This is a genomic window from Paenibacillus sp. FSL M8-0228 (assembly GCF_038007385.1).
Taxonomy (GTDB): Bacteria; Bacillota; Bacilli; order Paenibacillales; family Paenibacillaceae; genus Paenibacillus; species Paenibacillus polymyxa_D.
Window position 1 is genome coordinate 2,743,105 of record NZ_JBBOXA010000001.1, and the last position, 18,010, is coordinate 2,761,114.

At 43.6% G+C, this 18,010-nt stretch carries 15 protein-coding genes; 10 read left to right on the forward strand and 5 right to left on the reverse strand.

What is annotated here, in order from left to right; translation table 11 throughout:
- The first annotated feature begins 3 nt into the window (after nt 1–3).
- From MKY98_RS12460 to MKY98_RS12470, 3 genes are all read left to right on the forward strand, one after another.
- Nucleotides 4–945 (forward strand): polysaccharide deacetylase family protein, encoded by a 942-nt coding sequence (locus MKY98_RS12460; RefSeq protein ID WP_069011323.1) that lies wholly within the window; start codon nt 4–6, stop codon nt 943–945.
- A 40-nt stretch (nt 946–985) separates the two neighbouring features.
- The gene (locus MKY98_RS12465) at nt 986–1,462 is read left to right on the forward strand and encodes an RNA polymerase sigma factor (RefSeq protein WP_029518484.1); all 477 of its coding nucleotides are present in this window, start codon (nt 986–988) and stop codon (nt 1,460–1,462) included.
- 177 nt (nt 1,463–1,639) lie between these two features.
- Nucleotides 1,640–3,241 (forward strand): alpha-amylase family glycosyl hydrolase, encoded by a 1,602-nt coding sequence (locus MKY98_RS12470; RefSeq protein WP_069011325.1) that lies wholly within the window; start codon nt 1,640–1,642, stop codon nt 3,239–3,241.
- 243 nt (nt 3,242–3,484) lie between these two features.
- Here the strand turns inward: MKY98_RS12470 and MKY98_RS12475 are convergent, their stop codons facing one another.
- The 4 genes from MKY98_RS12475 to MKY98_RS12490 form a co-directional block, all read right to left on the reverse strand.
- Nucleotides 3,485–4,267, reverse strand: a complete 783-nt coding sequence (locus tag MKY98_RS12475; protein WP_029518482.1) for an HAD family hydrolase — start codon at nt 4,265–4,267, stop codon at nt 3,485–3,487.
- 30 nt (nt 4,268–4,297) lie between these two features.
- A complete protein-coding gene (gutB1, locus tag MKY98_RS12480; protein ID WP_029518481.1) occupies nt 4,298–5,347 on the reverse strand; it encodes a 2-amino-2-deoxy-D-mannitol dehydrogenase GutB1 in 1,050 nt (349 codons plus the stop codon).
- 34 nt (nt 5,348–5,381) lie between these two features.
- On the reverse strand, nt 5,382–6,650 hold the full coding sequence (locus MKY98_RS12485) for an aspartate aminotransferase family protein (protein ID WP_209018357.1): 1,269 nt from the start codon (nt 6,648–6,650) through the stop codon (nt 5,382–5,384).
- Nucleotides 6,651–6,814: 164 nt separating this feature from the next.
- The gene (locus MKY98_RS12490; RefSeq protein ID WP_069011329.1) at nt 6,815–8,023 is read right to left on the reverse strand and encodes an MFS transporter; all 1,209 of its coding nucleotides are present in this window, start codon (nt 8,021–8,023) and stop codon (nt 6,815–6,817) included.
- 509 nt (nt 8,024–8,532) lie between these two features.
- Here MKY98_RS12490 and MKY98_RS12495 point away from each other — a divergent pair.
- The 7 genes from MKY98_RS12495 to MKY98_RS12525 all read left to right on the forward strand — a co-directional run bounded on the left by MKY98_RS12495 (nt 8,533) and on the right by MKY98_RS12525 (nt 15,663).
- Nucleotides 8,533–9,441 carry an AraC family transcriptional regulator gene (locus tag MKY98_RS12495; RefSeq protein WP_029518478.1) on the forward strand — a complete coding sequence of 303 codons (909 nt, stop codon included), beginning with the start codon at nt 8,533–8,535 and terminating at the stop codon, nt 9,439–9,441.
- Between the two features lie 115 nt (nt 9,442–9,556).
- Nucleotides 9,557–10,621 (forward strand): Gfo/Idh/MocA family protein, encoded by a 1,065-nt coding sequence (locus MKY98_RS12500; protein WP_039275006.1) that lies wholly within the window; start codon nt 9,557–9,559, stop codon nt 10,619–10,621.
- A 632-nt stretch (nt 10,622–11,253) separates the two neighbouring features.
- Nucleotides 11,254–12,282, forward strand: a complete 1,029-nt coding sequence (locus MKY98_RS12505; protein WP_069011330.1) for a helix-turn-helix transcriptional regulator — start codon at nt 11,254–11,256, stop codon at nt 12,280–12,282.
- A gap of 135 nt (nt 12,283–12,417) precedes the next feature.
- Entirely contained in the window at nt 12,418–13,212 is a 795-nt protein-coding gene (locus MKY98_RS12510) for an SDR family NAD(P)-dependent oxidoreductase (RefSeq protein WP_069011331.1), read from the forward strand.
- Between the two features lie 92 nt (nt 13,213–13,304).
- Nucleotides 13,305–13,607, forward strand: a complete 303-nt coding sequence (locus MKY98_RS12515) for a putative quinol monooxygenase (protein WP_029518474.1) — start codon at nt 13,305–13,307, stop codon at nt 13,605–13,607.
- A gap of 638 nt (nt 13,608–14,245) precedes the next feature.
- Complete coding sequence (locus tag MKY98_RS12520) at nt 14,246–14,728, forward strand: GNAT family N-acetyltransferase (protein ID WP_069011332.1); 483 nt, start codon at nt 14,246–14,248, stop codon at nt 14,726–14,728.
- A 167-nt stretch (nt 14,729–14,895) separates the two neighbouring features.
- Nucleotides 14,896–15,663, forward strand: a complete 768-nt coding sequence (locus tag MKY98_RS12525) for an S-layer homology domain-containing protein (RefSeq protein ID WP_069011333.1) — start codon at nt 14,896–14,898, stop codon at nt 15,661–15,663.
- 946 nt (nt 15,664–16,609) lie between these two features.
- On the opposite strand, the gene MKY98_RS12530 is transcribed toward MKY98_RS12525, so the two are convergent.
- Nucleotides 16,610–17,995, reverse strand: a complete 1,386-nt coding sequence (locus MKY98_RS12530) for an MFS transporter (protein ID WP_029518470.1) — start codon at nt 17,993–17,995, stop codon at nt 16,610–16,612.
- Nucleotides 17,996–18,010: the final 15 nt, after the last annotated feature.

The following is an 18,010-nucleotide window of genomic DNA, read 5'->3' on the forward strand; positions in this document are numbered from 1 at the left end:
ACTATGGAAAAAGGCTATGTGCAAAATAGAACCAGAGCTCATCGAATGAAGAGGAAGAGAAGAAGACTACTGTTTATTATTCTCATTTGTATGGTTCTAATGATTATAAAACTCTTTGACATCTTCAGTAGTAAACCACAGCCAGTAAAAACGATTGAATATGCAGAAAAAATAGAATCAGTATCAACCGACAAACTAAATAACAAATCCAAAGGGAGCGAATCTTCTCTACAAAATGTTTCGGGTGTTGAAGATGCAGCATTTGTTGAAAAGTACTTAAATCAGCAAATGCAAGGGCAGCGACCTGAGGGGATCGACGGTAAAAAAGTAGTCTATTTATCTTTTGATGATGGTCCATCGGTTACCGTAACGCCTAAAATATTAGATATTCTTAAAAAAGAAAGTGTGAAAGCAACGTTTTTTGTGGTAGGAAAAGCAGTAGAGGAAAATGAAGTGACTAAAAAAATAACAAAAAGATTGGTTAAGGAAGGACATGCGATCGGAAATCATACCTACTCACATGACTACAGTTATTTGTATCCGAATCAGACTGTGAATTCGAGCAGTTTTATGAATGATATTGAAAAAACAAATCAAGTTTTAAAGCAAATATTGGGGCAGAATTTTTCCACAAGAGCGATTCGATTTCCAGGCGGCCACATGACATGGCAGAGAAATGATCCCGATGGTATGGAAGTACTGGACAAAGCACTACAGGATAAGGATTACCATCAGATTGACTGGAATGTGTTACCTAAAGATGCAGAGGGTGCACGTAAGAATGCTGAGCAATTAATTAGTGAATTCATGAGAAATATTGGGACTAGAGAAAAAGCAGTGGTACTCATGCATGACACTTATGGGAAGGAAGAGACAGCCAAAGCCTTGCCTGAAATCATAAGATATTTAAAAAAACAGGGATATGAATTTAAGACTATCAAGTAACGTACCGATTTCAATCAAAGCAGAAGGGATACGCAATAATATGGATGTTAAAGATCTGGAGGATCTATATTTATCTTGCAAATCAGACCTCTTTGGCTATCTATTGAGGATATTGCATAACAAACAGGATGCTGAAGATTTGTTGCATGAGTGTTTTATTCGGTTTATAAGAGCTTCGCCTGACTTGCCCCAAGATCGTATTCGGTTTTACCTTTTGAGAATTGCCAAAAATTTAGCTATAGATTTAATCAGAAAACGAAAAAAGATGGAGGAATACATTTTACGTAAGGGGCTGCTCCACTATCACTGGGATATCCTTGATTTTGAAATTCAGGAGGAGGTCAATCAAATTCTCTTGATGGCAAGTAATACCGAGCAAAGAACGGTACTTGAATTGCGATTAGTCCAAGGATACTCCATAAAGGAAACGGCTAGAATTTTAAACAAGAGTGAGAATGCAGTGAAGTCTTCGCTTCACAGAGCTTCCCAACGTATTAAATTGAGATATATTTCTTGAACTGATTGGATGAAAAGAGGAGTAGACATAGAGTCTGCTCCTCTTTTCGCTCAATACAGAGATAAAACAATAAGATCGATATTTTCCACCATAATAGATAATAAATATCCCCTTTTTTTGGATTGTTTCTATTTATAATGAAAGCGCACCCATAACAATCAAAGGAGCTGATTTGTTTTGACACGTAACAAACGCTTAAGAAGATTGTCCACCGCCATGTTAACGGTGCCTATGCTCACGATGTTCGCTTCAAGCGCAATGGCAGAGCAGGAATCGAACGGACATAAGCCTCCGGTTTCTACTGGAAGCGGCGTATTTTATGAAATTTATATCAATTCTTTTTATGATTCGAATGGAGACGGACATGGTGATTTGAAAGGAATCACACAAAAGCTTGATTACTTAAACGATGGAAAACCCCATTCGGGTAGGGATTTGCAGGTCAGCGGCCTCTGGCTTATGCCCCTAAATCCATCTCCAAGCTACCATAAATATGATGCAACTGATTACTATCAGGTGGACCCACAGTATGGGAGTCTAAATGATTTCCGCACCTTGATGAAAGCAGCGGACCGAAAGGGCGTTAAGGTGATCATGGACCTTGTTATCAATCATTCAAGCAGCGAGCATCCATGGTTCAAGGAGGCCAGTGCCAACCCGCAAAGCAAATTCCACGACTATTACGTATGGGCGGATGAGAACACAGATTTGGAAGAAAAGGGCTCGTGGGGTCAGCAGGTATGGCATAAGAATCCGAATGGCGAAGGGTATTTCTACAGTACGTTCTGGTCGGGCATGCCGGATCTGAACTTTGACAATCCCGAAGTCCGCAAAGAAATGATCAAAGTCGGCAAGTATTGGCTGCAGCAAGGTGCAGACGGGTTCCGACTTGACGCGGCGATGCATATTTTTAGAGGACAGACGAAAGATGGTGCGGATAAGAACATTGCCTGGTGGAGTGAATTTCGTTCCGAGATGGAGAAGGTAAATCCAAATGTATATCTGGCAGGAGAGGTATGGGACAAACCGGAGACCATAGCTCCTTATTACGGACAGCTCCACTCCTTGTTTAATTTTGACCTGGGCGGAACGATTTTGAAGTCCGTGAAAAACGGCCGAGATCAGGGTATCGCGGCATTCGCCGAGAAAACGCTGCAACTGTACAAATCATATAATAAGGCGGCACTCGATGCTCCGTTCCTGAGCAACCATGACCAGACTCGTGTCATGAGCGAGCTAGGCGGGGATGTGCGAAAAGCCAAGCTGGCCGCTTCCATTCTTTTAACGCTTCCGGGTCAGCCGTTCCTCTATTATGGCGAAGAAATTGGTATGAAGGGAGAGAAGCCTGATGAGTTTCTTCGTGAGCCTATGCGCTGGTACAAGGGAGAGGGCCCTGGTCAAACGACATGGGAGAAACCCAAATACAACAAAGGCGAGGTATCAGTGGAAGCGCAGCTGAGAGACGATGATTCCCTGCTGGAAAGCTATCGCACACTCATCCGTCTGAGGGAAAAACATGAAGCTTTACGCAGCGACAGTCTGCAACCTATACAAGCAGGCTCTGCCAGCGTGACCGCATTTAAACGTACTTCAGGCAAAGAAGCACTGTATGTATATCATAACCTGTCTGGAGAGCCGGTTACCTTGCAGATGAAAGATCCCGATAAGGGTAAATGGAAAGTGGTCTTCTCCACCTCAAAGGATGTGAAGGTGAAGAAAGGAACAGTTAAAATTCCGGCTTACAGTTCTCTGATTACCGAAGAAGACAGAAAGAGCTGAATATACGCAAAATTACCGTTCAGATGAAGCAGGACATATATCGTTGAATCCAGTTTGGGGTGTTAACAGCACCCCTTTTTTCTATTGAACCGGAAACGTACGTGTTCTAACTATACCGATTTGACGTAAAGCACGCCCCTTAGAGTACACACAGGGAAGGAAAAATGACATTCTCCAGTGTATATTCCAAGGGGCATTATTTAATACCCTCAATCATAGTAAAGATCGGACGATTCCATATGATTATAAAGGGGGTATGCCTTCCGGTATGTTTCGACTCTTGCTCTTGGCAAGCAACTGCTCATCAAACGGCAAATTCTCTTTGATCGCCCACAGATCGTCATAGCTGAGAATACAGCGATCAGCTCTGGACAGATCCTGCCGGCCGGAGCCGGGGTTATGGAAGCCGATACAGTACATTCCTGCACTTTTGGCTGCCTGGACCCCGTTATGTGAATCCTCAATAACGATGCAATGGGCTGGTGCAATGCCTAGCTGCTCGGCGGCGTATAAGAAGATGTCCGGTGCCGGCTTACCCTGCAGTACCTCTTCACCGGTGATTCGAATGTCAAAGTAACGGCCAAGTCCTGTCTTTTCCATAATGAGATCAATCAGCGCCCGCGGAGAGGAAGAGGCCACCGCGACCGGAATCCCTTTCTCTTGCAGCCAGTCCAGCCACCGCTCCAGTCCATCGATCGCCGCAAGGCCCTCGTGTGCAATCATTGTCTGCATCACATTTTTTCGGTGATAGGACAAGGCCTCTTCCACCGTATTGGTGAGCTGATGCCTGTCCAGCACTTGACGCCACATGGATTCGAGTGTCACTCCGACATAGGTGTGATGCTCTTCTTCCGTCATGGGCGCACCGAAATGGGCAAAGGAGCTGCGTTCGACCTCAAAGTAGATCGGTTCGCTGTCTACTAACACCCCGTCCATGTCGAAAATGACCGCTTTGACTGGAACGGACGCGGATAGGTCTCCTGTGCATTCATTATTCGTCGGTGTAACATGATGGATGCTCGTCATGTCCATTCTCCCCCTTGTTAGTAGCTAAATTTAGTTGTCGGAGCCACTAGATTGCAGCACAATCTTGATCGCCTGAGACGAGGGCTGAAGTGTCCGCTCGCTGATATTGCATCCAAGCGTCTTAAAGGCTTCATGGTAGTCATCCAGCGGATACGAGTGGGTAATGATTTTTTTGGCGGGAATGATTTGCTGCTCAATCAGGTAATGCGCCGTGGAGAACGTGCCCAGAGAATCAATCGAACCGATGATTTTAAGGCTACGGTCAACTACCTCTTTCGGATTAAACGAGCTTATCCCATCTCTCAGCCCCACCAGCATCAAATACCCGCCGCTCGCAAGCTGGCTTAGCACCTCAGTGCCGACCACTCCTGTGGTGTCCACAATCATGTCCACCTGATTTTTTAACGGAGCCAGCTTATGAATGGCCGATTCCAGTGTGGCGTGCGCGGACCACCGTTCGGGGGCAATAGAATCCGCTATGGCGAGCCGTTCCTCCGAGATGTCAACAAGGCAACCAGTTACGCCTTTCGAAGCAAGAGCATAGCTGTACAGAATCCCGATCGGACCTGCGCCTATAATAACGGTTGTGAAGTTCGGCAGCAGGTTAATCTGGTTGATTCCGGTCAGCATACAGCTCAGCGGCTCGGTCAGCGTCGCTTCTTCGTAGCTGATATGGTCCTTCAACTTGTACAAAAAACGGTCCTCAGTCACATAATAATCGGTGAACGTACCGTCTGCGCTGACTCCGGTCTCTGTTACGGATTTGTGTGTGCAATGATTTTGTCTTCCTGTCCGGCACATTTCGCATTGGCCGCAGTAGTAAGTTGGATCAATCACCACTCGGTCTCCAGGCTGCAGTGAACTGACGGCTGGTCCTACAGCGATCACATCCCCCGCTGATTCGTGCCCCAAAATCGTAGAAGGCACGGCATGATATTTGCCACTGATGATACCTAGATCCGTACCGCATACGCCAGTCGCCCGAATCCGGACGAGTACATCGTTATCTTTTTTTATCTCCGGGATAGGTCTTTCCTCAAGTGCGACATCCCAAGCTGATTTATATACAAGTGCGAGCATGTATAATTCCTCCTTTTGCTTATTGGGCAGATCGTTAGTGAAGGGTAGCAAGAACGGCGTCAAGCCGTTTAACAATTTCGGCAATCTCATCTTCGGTAGCCGTGAGGGAAGGTCTGACTTTGACCACATTCCCATAACCGTAACGGGAACCTCTCAGAATTAATTGTTGTTCCTCAAATGCGCGATCGATAATCCCGTTGCTTTTCACTGCATCCGGGGCATCGTCCTCGTCTACAATTTCCAGTCCCCACATCAGTCCGACGCCACGAGCCTCACCAATGCAATCATACTTGTCGGCCATCTCCGTCAGTAGGGATCCGAGCAGGCTTCCTTTGGACCGGACGGCTTCCAGAAAACCGGGCTCGGTTACAACCTCCAATGTGGATTTGGCTGCCGTGACCGAGATCAGATTGCTGCCCGAAGTAAAGGAATGTTCGTGCTTCTCCAGGACATCGAGACGAGACTGCATCAATACCGCCGCAACCGGGACTCCAATACCACCCAGACCCTTAGCGAGAGTAATAATATCCGGTTGGATGTCAAACAGTTCACTTGCGAACATGTAACCTGTCCGCCCGATTCCGGTCTGCACTTCGTCTGCAATCAGAATCATCCTATGCTCGTCGCATAGCTGACGGAGGCGCTTGAAATATCCTGCAGGCGGGATGATATTACCTCCGTTGCCCAGAATGGGTTCAATAATCATGCAGGCCACAGACCCTGAGCTTCCATACTCAATGGCGTCCGATATAGCGTCAATACAATGATGACCACACTTGTCTGGTGAAGAATTAAAAGGACAGCGATAACAGTAGGGGGCAGGCACATGCAGAGAATTTGCTGCAACTGAGTTAGGGAAATTCTTGCGACGAAAGGCATTACCGGAAATGCCTGTTGCAAACTGGGTTTGTCCATGATGTGATAGATGCAGACTGATGATATCGGTTGCTCCGGTGTATTTTTGGGCCAGCTTCACAGCACATTCGTTCGCTGTGGAGCCGGTAATATCTCTCATCCATCCGGCGTCTATGCCGTTCGGGGCATACTGGATTAGATGATCTAGGACTTCTTCGACATAAGGCTCTGTAAAAGTAGAAGACATGTGTGCAAGATTGCCGACTTGCTCCTGTACTTTGCTTACGACATGAGGGTGGTTATAACCGAGCGACAAGTTGAAGGTGCCGGATACGCCATCCAAATACTCCTTACCCGAATCGTCAATTAGAGTAATGCCTTTACCATATCTGAAACGTTCTTTGGTCAACGTATGCACGATATTTCCCCTCCATATCAGAATATACATTCTTATTAAGTCATCTTTATAAAGTCTACCACCCTATCAGAGCATAACGAGGCTGAACTCACCTCCCCAAAATAAGAAATCCACCTTCCTTGCCCTCATGGACAAGGGAGCATAATCCGGTGCTTCTGCGATAGGCCTCACCTCCCCTAAGAACTAAAACAATATCATCCTTCCTTGCCCTGATGGACAAGAGAGTCAACGACTCGGCTGCCCCGATCATTCCACAGATGCGTGAGAATAAGTGCCAGCAGCAAAATCAGAGTAAACCCTCCTAAAATCCAGAGGCTAGCCGCCACTGGCCATTCGCTCATGCTCCAGCCAATTACATATTGAAGCACCGAGCCGCCAATTCCGCCCGACGCAATCAGAATGCTGGTCGTCCGCTCGGTCATTCCTGGAATCAGCACGTTGGCATAGACAAGCGCGATACAGAAGAGTCCAGACATGAATAGACCTGCACCGAAAATTATAAGGTATGTAGCCCATTGGCTGGATATAAACACCATGGCAACTAGGAAACAGAAAGTACCGATTGCACTCCACAGCAGGTAAGGAATATATCCTGCTGACTCTGCAATCCTTCCTGAGAACATACGACCAATGATCATTGCAATCCAAAGCACGCTGACACCCAGCGAGGCTACGGATCCTTGAAGATGTAGCGTCTCTGTCAGAATAGAAGGTAGGAAGTTCATGAGCCCCAGTTCAAGACCCATATAAACAAAGAAGAATATAATGAAGATTCCTAGCAATACACGATGCTGTCCAGAGTAACGGGCTTGTTCAACTGAACGTTCAGTAGTTCGGATGTCTGCTTGGGTAAGGTGAGAGGAGGCGGATGTAGGCATGGTAAGCCACAACAGCGCTAAGACAAAAGTGAGAAGGGAGATGGTGTAAAAGGTTAGATTCCACATTCCAAGCCAGATATACAGGCTAACGATCGCCGGAATAAGCAGTGCACCAAGTGCAAAATAGACATCCAGCTTAGACATGGCCACGGCTTTTTGCTCCTCCGTGAACTCAATGGTAAACGCTCCGATGGACGATTCAATGATGCCTGAGCCGAAACCAACCCAGATGGCCATTGCGATGACCCAATTCCATGAGGGTAGTACACCCAAGATAATGCACGCTGCCACGATACTACCCAGGGCTATGGATAACATGGACTTGCGACCCAGATGCAGAGCCATGAAGGGGGTGAGCAGAACACCGACAAGAAATCCGAAAAACTGCAGGAACAGCAGTAATCCACCATCGCTGTACCCCCGTCCATAGTGAGATAGTAAAGTCGGCAGTAATGCCCCAAGCACCACACTGGTGACGCCGATTAACAGATAGAAAGCACAACTTAAAGCGAATAGTCTCTTCAAGGCCTGTCCCTCCAGTAGGTCATATTTTTTATATGAGTATTTTTTTTACTAGAATATACCATCACATTGGAAATGTATATATATTTTTATATAGAAAATGTAAAAAATTAATTTGACAATTTTACACGTATTTAACTTCAATTATGTTTAATCCAGTTAAGGTGAAACCTTTATCTAAAGAAACTGCAAGCGGCAGGAGGGAATAAGATCAGTCCAAATTGTTCTCGAACGCCAAACGGCTCATAATTAAGTCATAACTTTGAGTTTGCAATAATGTTAGTAAGGATACCTAGTAAAGATGCCTAACAGTTGCTTTACTTCATAGCAACTATGATTGATAGGGTAGAAAACGAATGTTAAACGCTTACAATTCAAAAGGGAGAGGGAATTTTATTCGCTAGTTGAGAAGGAGAAGCATGAAGAAGGGAAGAAAGGAATGCAGTGCAGCATAATTATCATTAGTCATGTGCACGGCTTTTTGAACTTTACTGCAAAAGGAGTCTACCAAAATGAATTTTTATTTAGAAATCCCGGAGCTTGACCGACATTTTCCTTTCCGGAGTTTTATTAATAAAGGCGACGTGCTTTGCTATCCTCATTGGCATAAAGAAATTGAAATTATTTATGTGACCCAGGGAACCTTGGATCTGGGAATTAACGATATTTCGATACGCATGAAACAAGGTGAAGTTCAGTTTATAAATGGGGGTGATGTTCATTATTTCTTGGCCTCTCCCGACAGCGAACGGGTGGTTATTCAATTTGATCTGAGCTTTTTTCAAGAGGTTTCCACATTAAGTGATCAGAAACGCCCTCTAAGATATATATTTACGGAGATGGAGCAATCAAGCTGGAACTGGCCAGAAGAAACAGCAGCTAAAATGCTTCCTCTGATTCAAAGCATTTATGATGAGAACGTCAACCGACACGAAGGCCATGCTTATATGATCAAAGCCAAGGTGTTTGAGATGTTGACTCTTATTATGCGTGAAGTGCCGAGAAGCATAACCCCAAGGCTTCCTGAACTCTCAGAAAGAACCTTAACACAATCCAAGGACACTCTTTATAAACTGGAACGTATTTTTGAGTATGTGGAATGTCATTATCATGAAACCATCTCGCTGAAGAATGTCGCTGATTATATGGGGTTCAGTCCTTATTATTTCGCCAGGCTGTTTAAGAAGAATACGGGGATGACCTTTGTAGCATTTTTGAATGATTACAGACTAAATAAGGCAAAATGGATCTTGTTGAATGAAAACAATCCGATTACTGAGGTCGCAGAGGCGGCAGGGTTCAGTAGTGTAAAGACGTTTCATCATCTCTTTAAGGAAGCGACAGGAACATCACCATTGAAATACCGCAGGACAATATTCGGGAATAAAACAGCAAGAAATGAGGAGGAAAGCTTTTCATGAGATTTGTATGATAGAGCTATCCGACGAAGTTAAGGGTGAGTTACGAGGACATTAAAATTTATTGACATGAGCACCCACTTGATAGGCGGTGGGCTTAAATCAGGAGTGGAGGAAGATGAAAATGGACAATCGTATATACAATGTAGTCATCATCGGTTATGGAGGCATGGGAAGCTACCATGTTCAATTGATCGAATCTAATCAGCAACTTGCCGTTGGCGGTGTATATGATATTGTCGATTACCGGATGGAACTGGCTGCGGCTGCCGGCTATAAAACCTACGCGAGCCTGGACGCCGTTCTGGCCGATGAGGCCGTCGATATTGTTTTGATAGCAACACCTAATGATGTTCATAAGGAAATCGCGATCCAGGCGCTACAAGCCGGAAAGCATGTCATTTGCGAAAAACCGGTTACGATAACGAGCGCGGATTTCTTGGATATTGTTGAGGTGGCAAAGAAAGAAAATCGTGTGTTTACGGTACATCAGAACCGTCGATGGGATGAAGACTTCCGAATTATCAAAGATATAATTGGCAATAAGACCGTGGGCGAGCTCTTCCAGCTGGAATCGCGAGTTCAGGGAGCTAATGGCATTCCAGGTGACTGGCGGCAACTAAAGGCGTATGGAGGAGGAATGCTACTGGATTGGGGAGTACATCTGTTGGACCAGCTGCTTCAGATTACGGACAGCAAAATAGAAAGCGTAGCTGCTACCCTAAGCTATATTTTGGGGACTGAAGTGGATGACGGCTTTGCCAGCTTTATTGAGTTCAAGGACGGCCTGACAGCAGTCATTGAAGTGGGTACAACCAATTACGTAAAGCTGCCACGCTGGTATATTAAAGGAACCGAAGGAACCGCAGTGATTCGAGATTGGGATTTGAGCGGAGAGATCGTCACCCGAAATCCAGATGTTGCTCACGTGGAACCCAAGCCGATTCAAGCAGGTCAAGGATTGACGAAAACGATGGCGCCGCCGTCTGAGGAATCCACCCTTAAGTTCCCGATTGAGAAAATACCTGCTGCTGCAGAAAGCTTTTATGAGAATTTTGTCTCCACCATCGAAGGAAAAGCGGAGATTGCGATCAAAAATGAAGAAGTACACCGTGTATTGGTGCTGATTGAGACGATTTTTGAGGCGGCAGCAACCAAAAGCGTGATTCGAAGAACTATTTAGATCTGCTCTATTTTTCGATCCATCATAAGAGAGATATATAGGAATCTGGAGAGAAACAAACAGATTTATTTAATGAAATTTTGGGATGCATTTAAGTAATCAGTAAACCTTTGAAATGGTGAGCAAAATAGTTTTGCCCACCATAAAACTCAAGCGGGTATCGCTCCACAACCGAATTCTATGGCTTGATCATTTTTAAGTTGCTTTTTACATAAAAATTAAATCCGCTATTTCCTCCTTAAATCAACACATTTCACTCTAAATCTTCCATGAAAACATAAAATAATCCATGAAAGAGCTAGAATAATCAGTATTAAGGGAATGACATTCCTAGGAGTGTCGGTGATTTGGGGTTTTAAAAACACACTCATAAACATATGGGTGTGTTTTTTGGTGTTGAGAATGAGTCGTTCATGCATTAACAGAATTTTATCATGATTAAGTAATTCGCCAAATCACTCATCATTGATTGAAAGTAGCCCAGATAACAATATGATGTAACATTTTCCACAGCTTATTACATTAATGTAGACACCTTAACGTACTTAAGAGTATTCTTATGTGTACTTAAGAGGGACCTCATCGCAACCAAAACCAATGAATATGTAAGTATATAAAGGAGGCCCATATATATGAAGTCTCATACCTCTGAGCGTATTAAATTCCCGCCAGGATTGTGGGCAGGATTATGTCAGTTAGGGTTTGGCGCCCACGACGTAGCACGCAAAGCACGACTGCCGATCACCATTATTACTGAACCAGTAGTCACCACCGCCCAATATTTCGCGATCTGGCAGGCATATTCTGATCTCATTGGTGACACAGCCCAAGGAATCATCAGACTTGTGACCGTCTTTGATACAGCAAAGTACCCACCGACTGTCTTAGCGACTTACCACGCTCGGGACTATCGCGACGCTCTAAACCGAATGGCTCGGTACAAACAACTGTGTCCCCCGGAAAACCTACATATCACGGAGGAGGGCGAGCACTGTACAATTGATCTGGAGTGGCTATCTCCCGAGCAGTCTGGTCCGCCGATGCTGGTTGGTAGCACGCTGGCTTGTCTTCTGGAGATTGGGCGCCGGGGCACAGGTCAACCTTTGAAAGCGCAGCTTGTTGAATTTTCGCACTACATGGGCGATATACAAGCCCTTGAAGCTTATTTCGGCTGTCGTATCCGGATTGGTGCAAAATGTAACCGATTGACGCTACATCGAAGAGACCTGGACCGCCCCTTTGTCTCGTACAACGAAGAGTTGCTGGAAATCTTGACTCCTGTTCTGGACCGATCGTTGGATGAACAGCAGCGCAGCCGTTCAATTACCGAGATGGTCAAATGGATCATGAAACGCAGCCTTACAAGAGGGCGCCCCGACATTCAGGCTGTGGCGAAGGAGCTCAGTATGAGCGATCGTACCTTGCAGCGCCGTCTTACTGACGAAAATACGAGCTTCAAGATTCTATTGACAAAAGCTAGACATGAGCAGGCACGAGAGTACTTGGCAGACCCCTCGCTCGATATTAAAGAGGTAGCATTCCTGATTGGGTACGAAGATCAAAACTCGTTTTACCGCGCCTTCCGCCAATGGGAGGGGGATACGCCTTCAAATTGGCGGACTGAACATTTAGGTACAAACTCGATATCAGGAGCACGCTAGGACTGCCTAATGAGTTTTGTCATTTGGCGTGTTAAACAAGAACTTTGGCGCAATATGCTAGTTACTGGACAATCCAGACAAGATAATATAATCACTATCCGGAGCACAATTGTTTTAAAAAAGGAGAAGTGTATTATGGATATGGGATTAAAATATAAAACAGCTTTAGTTACAGGATCAACGAAAGGCATAGGTAAAGCAATTGCCATTGAACTAGCCAAAGAAGGTGTTAATGTACTAATTAATGGACGAAATTATGAAGAGGTAGAACGAACTGTAAATGAAATTAAGTCAGATTTCCCAGCTACCTCCCCTCAAAATGCTACAGCCGATATTGTGGATATTGGACAAAGAGAAGCCTTATTTGAAAAATGCCCCGAAATTGATATTTTAGTTAACAATATGGGTATTTATGAAATTATGCAATATGTGGACGTAGACGATGAAGTATGGGAAAAATACTTCCGCACTAACGTTCTTGCTGCAAATGGATTATCAAAATTTTATTTACCTAAAATGTTGAAAAATGATTATGGTCGCCTTATTTTTATTGCGAGTGAAGAAGCAATTATGCCTTCAGGACAAATGCCTCAGTATGGTATGACAAAATCTATGTTGTTGTCATTGTCAAAAAGCTTATCTAAATTAACAATAGGAACAGAAGTTACAGTCAATACGATCATGCCGGGACCAACGCTCTCTGAGAATGTGCACCAAATAATTGAGAGTATGTATCCTCATGAAGATATGACTTTTTCAGAAAAAGAGAAAGATTTTATGGTTACAAACCTGCCTCAATCTGAAATACAGCGATTTATCAAGCCTATTGAAATAGGAAGACTAGCTACATTTGTATGTAGCCCTTATGCATCTGCATTTAAAGGTTCTCCAATCCGTATGGATGGAGGAATGGTACCGACTATTTTTTAGCGTTTGTGGAGAAACTTGCTGAAATTACGCTGACATTGCGGAACATTATGATAAGATGAAGTCAAATTTCACTCGAGGGTAGGATGAGGATCATGAACCATTTTGCTATGTATGGAAAGTTGATGGCACTTCCAGGGCAAAGGGATGCTCTTGCAGGCATCTTGCTAGAAGCGGCCGATCTGTTGAAGTCGAATACTGACTGCTATTTGTATATAGTCAATGTGTCAGACGACGACCCGAATGCGGTGTATGTGACCGAAGTGTGGAAAGATGCAGATGCTCATGCAGCCAGTCTTAAGAACGAAGAGGTACTGGCGTCGATACAACGCGGCCGACCGTTGATTGTCGGAGCGGAGCCTATTAAACTGCGTGCCCTAGGCGGAAAAGGCCTGTAGGGTTATCACTCAATAACGAGTATTCTAATCACATTAATGAAAATTATTGTTGCATATTACGCTGAAGGAGTTCAAGCAGCTAAGTTATGTTTTTAGATATTTAAAGGTCGGAGGCTACATTCGATGTGCAATCCCAGATGGTTACTTTCCGGATGAATGGTATCAAAATATAGTCAAAATCGGAGGACCTGGGAAAACGCTTTTGTAACAAGTGAAAGGTCAGCAGATAAAATTGGCCTTGGTATAATAAGGGTAATTCACTAAGGAGAGATTTTATTGTCTAGAGCTGTTCTTTACTAATCCAATTCCATAAAAAGGGGTTTTCATGTACTTACTATTTCTCTGCCCAATTTTTGTATTACGGGTGGGATTTGAAAGCTTCGGAATTAGTTAAGAACAACGGATATTACCAGATCCTTAGGGATACCTGTTATAATGAGTCCAATCCGTGTTGTTTCAGCGCGGATTTTTTTGTGGCCCAAATAGCAGTTGATATGAGGGTAGGAATGACGTATGTTCATTCCTACCCTTTTCCAATTTTTAGCAAAGTGGGATAGAAGGGAATTACTCCAATTGGATCAAATACAACCAGATTTCTTGAATGAAAGATTCAATCTAAGTAAATAGAAAGGTGGACAATATATGAACTTCAAACGAATCGGCTCTTATTAAAAACACTTGATCTTAATTTAATCGAAGCAGCAGCCCGACGTGATATAGGTGCTATTGAAGCTTTGGGTTATAAAACCAGTGATGAATGGCCGGGGCCTGATAAAAATAATGGCACTAGAGGTTTTGATTCTTGGATCATTGTAGATAAGGATAACCAAGAAATTGTTGGAGGGATTGGTTTTTTAGGAGATCCTGACCAGAACGGTATGATTGAGATCGGTTTTGCAACGAATGAAAGCCATCGCCGCAAAGGCTATTGCTATGAAGTCGCTCAAAAAATAATAGAGTGGTCATTAAATCATGAAGAAGTTCAAATCATAACGGCAAGATGCGTACTTGACAATATCAGCTCTAAGAATTTGTTATTGAAGTTAGGATTTCAAATTTGTCACAAGGATGAAGAATTGCTTTATTGGAAATATCAAATGAAGAAAGTAGGAGGGGTTTAGCAGAAAAGAATGCGAATACTGGAGGGTGGGTTCGCTAAAGTAACTGAGAACGATAGTTCAACGCTATTTTCTCATTAATATCATCATTTTCTTTTGAAATGCCGATATAAAATTGAGTCTAGAGAACTATTTTATACATAAATTTTACCTAAAGGAAGTGGAAAGAGATGTTGAAAAAGAAATGGCTTATCGCCCCGTTGGTTGCGACGACACTGTTTTTCGGTCAATCTGCCTTCGCGGCAAACACGTTTTCTGATGTGGAAGGAACAAAATATGAATGGGCTGCCGAATCGATTCGTTCCATGGTCGATAAGGGCATTGTCAAGGGCTATGAAGATGGGACCTTCAAGCCAAGCAAAACCATAACGAAAGCGGAATTTGTACATATGTTTCACAAGCTTTTTCTAGAAATTGATCGTTCTTCCGGCGAATCTTCCGATTTTGTGGATGCGCGTAAACACTGGGCGAATAAAGATTTTGCAGCAATATTCAACGGGGACTATGTTTGGCCGTATGCTGAAAGTGTTGGGGGGAAATATCCAAACTATCAATTCTATGTCAAGCCTGACAAACCACTGACCCGCTGGGATGTGATGATGATTGCCTCTCTTCGGACGAATTATACCAATCAGACGCTTCATCCTGAGATTGAGGAAGTGATCTCCGCAGCTGCGCAGTACAAGGATATGAAAGTTCGTCAAGCCAATTACAATGATAATTTCTCGGCCTACTATCCGGTGCTGTACATCGACAAGACTGGAGAAGAGTACTCCTATGATGGAGATTCCCAGGATCAAAAGGCAGAAGCATTCTACACCCTAACCAAGATGGGGGTCCTTACCGCTAATGAAGGATACCTTCACCCAAAAGCGCTAGTCACACGGGCTGAAGCTGTTACCATTTTACAGCGTTTGTACGAGGCCACAACGAAGTGATTTTTAGATCAATGATTATCAGATAAAAGCAAAAAAAGATTCAACAAATGGCTTCATTTACACCTCAAAGGGTAGTGCTGTTAGGTTTTGATAAGCCGAATTCAGAAAATAAACAAATCTAAAAGTATGTTGATGAATATGTGGGAAAATTGAGATTTCAAACCGCTGATCTGAACAAATCAGCGGTTTTTTAGTACGAAATGGGAGGGCGAATCACGTTACATCTGCTGATAAAGGGTCGACCTACCGCGCCATCGAGGCAAAAGTTAAGTCAAACCTTGATCAAGGTGGTCAGTGGATGATAGGCACTAGCCGCTTGCGCATTGTAGCCATCAAAGAAACTGAATAAGGAGATGAACTGCTTTGGAGTTTTCTACTTACTTAGTTACATATCTATGGCGACGCCTGACCGTTCATTACTGTCGAAGGACAACAACTATGTATAAAAAGTCGCCAAATTGGCGTTTTTTGTTGTAACCATCTTTAAGCCAAAAACATTAAATCAAACGTTGTATTGTCCGATAGAATACCAAGAAACGACTGATTCGTATCCAAGAAGTTAAAAGATTATAGTGATGTACTGTGATTAACTAATGTAAACGACGAATAAAATATCATTTAAATATGTGTTGAGGAAGTTTTCCTGTTTGATTGTCCAATTTTCAATCGAACAAAAAAGCTTCCTTTTTATTAAAATCCTGAAGCTACTAGAGTTTTCCCAGTATATCAAAAGCTGGGGAAATGTTATTCTTTCTTTCGGATTCTTCCCTTCTTCGATTTATGTGATGTACCTAGATTATCTAGTGTTTATTTATAAACTTTCTTTCCACCATCCTGCGTAAAGCCTTCCATTTTGAGGGGAGACACCATCTTTACGCCAGATAAATGACATTTGGTTCATGATGATCCGTGCCACACATTGGTTTGAGATATGAACTTGGTGAACCTATGACTCATGCAATTGCGCTGACTTCTGGTGCCGCCGACTTATGAATACCAAAGACAATGCAATTACCGTGAGGATAATCCCAAGCATTTGAAATCCCTTGAAGCTAAATGTACCTCCCATTACGATACCTATCAATAATGAAGAGATAATGGTTCCCAGATATCTTGATGTGCTAAATAATCCGGATGCTACACCGATTATTTCTTTTGGAGAACTTTGAAACAGGGCTGCTTGCATACCTACATTGTTCAAACCGTTGCTAATACCGAATGCAGCTAAAGCCAAACACACGCTGATAACCGGTGAATTTGGATTCAATGTCACCAGCCACACTGACCCCAATGTCATCAGAATTGCGGACACCAGCAATGCCGGTCTGGGTCCTGATTTATCGATCCATTGTCCTGCAATGGGAGAAGTAATTAGCGAGCACAAGCCTAAGCTTAGCATGAGAATGCCTGTTTGGAATTCGCTGACATGACGTACCATTTGCAAGTAGGACGGAAGCCCGAAAAAGAGCGAGTAATATAGTACGTTAACGAGCATGAATTCGACATTAATCCAAATCATCGCAGGGTAACTGGCGAATGTGCGTAAAGGAATGAAGGGTGATGTCGCTTTTAACTCATGTCGTACGAATGCCCCCAGCGCAACGAAGCCTATCAGCCCGACAATGACATTTCCTAATGAGATATGCCCAGATGATTTTGCCGAGAGTAACCCAACGAGCAGGGCAACCAGACCCAATGTGAAGAGCAGAATCCCTGTTGCATCAATCAAATCAAACCATTTACGAAAAGACATGTTGCGTGCTACGGATGTTGGCAGTTCGTCCTTAGGAATATTCCTCCAAGCCAATACAAAGCTGGCCACCACAAACGGAATATTGATGAAAAAGATAGCAGGCCAATTCCACCAATGAATCAACACCCCGCCAATAAAGGGGCCAATTGCTGCTGCTCCAGATAGGAATATGGACAAAACAGACAACGCAGTTGCTTGTTTCTCTGTAATATGAATTCGAACAATAGCCATTCCAACTCCAACCATCATGCTTGTTCCGATGGATTGCACAATGCGGAACATGATGAGCCACCCGAAATTTAGTGATAATGGAGCTAATAATGATGCAATGAAGGCTACAACAAGCCCGGTAAGGAATATCTTCCTACGACCAAATAAATCGCTGGCCTTACCCATGACAGGTTGAGCGATGCTACTTGCAATGTAGAAAGAAAAAATAATCCAGGAAACACCTGTAAAGTCAAGATGGAACACATTTTGTAGACTTGGAATAGCAACTGAAACCATCGAAGAATTTAATGGGTTCAATAGTATCCCTAGACCAACTGAAATCATTAACCACCAGCTGCGAACGCTCATTTCTGGTCCCCCCAT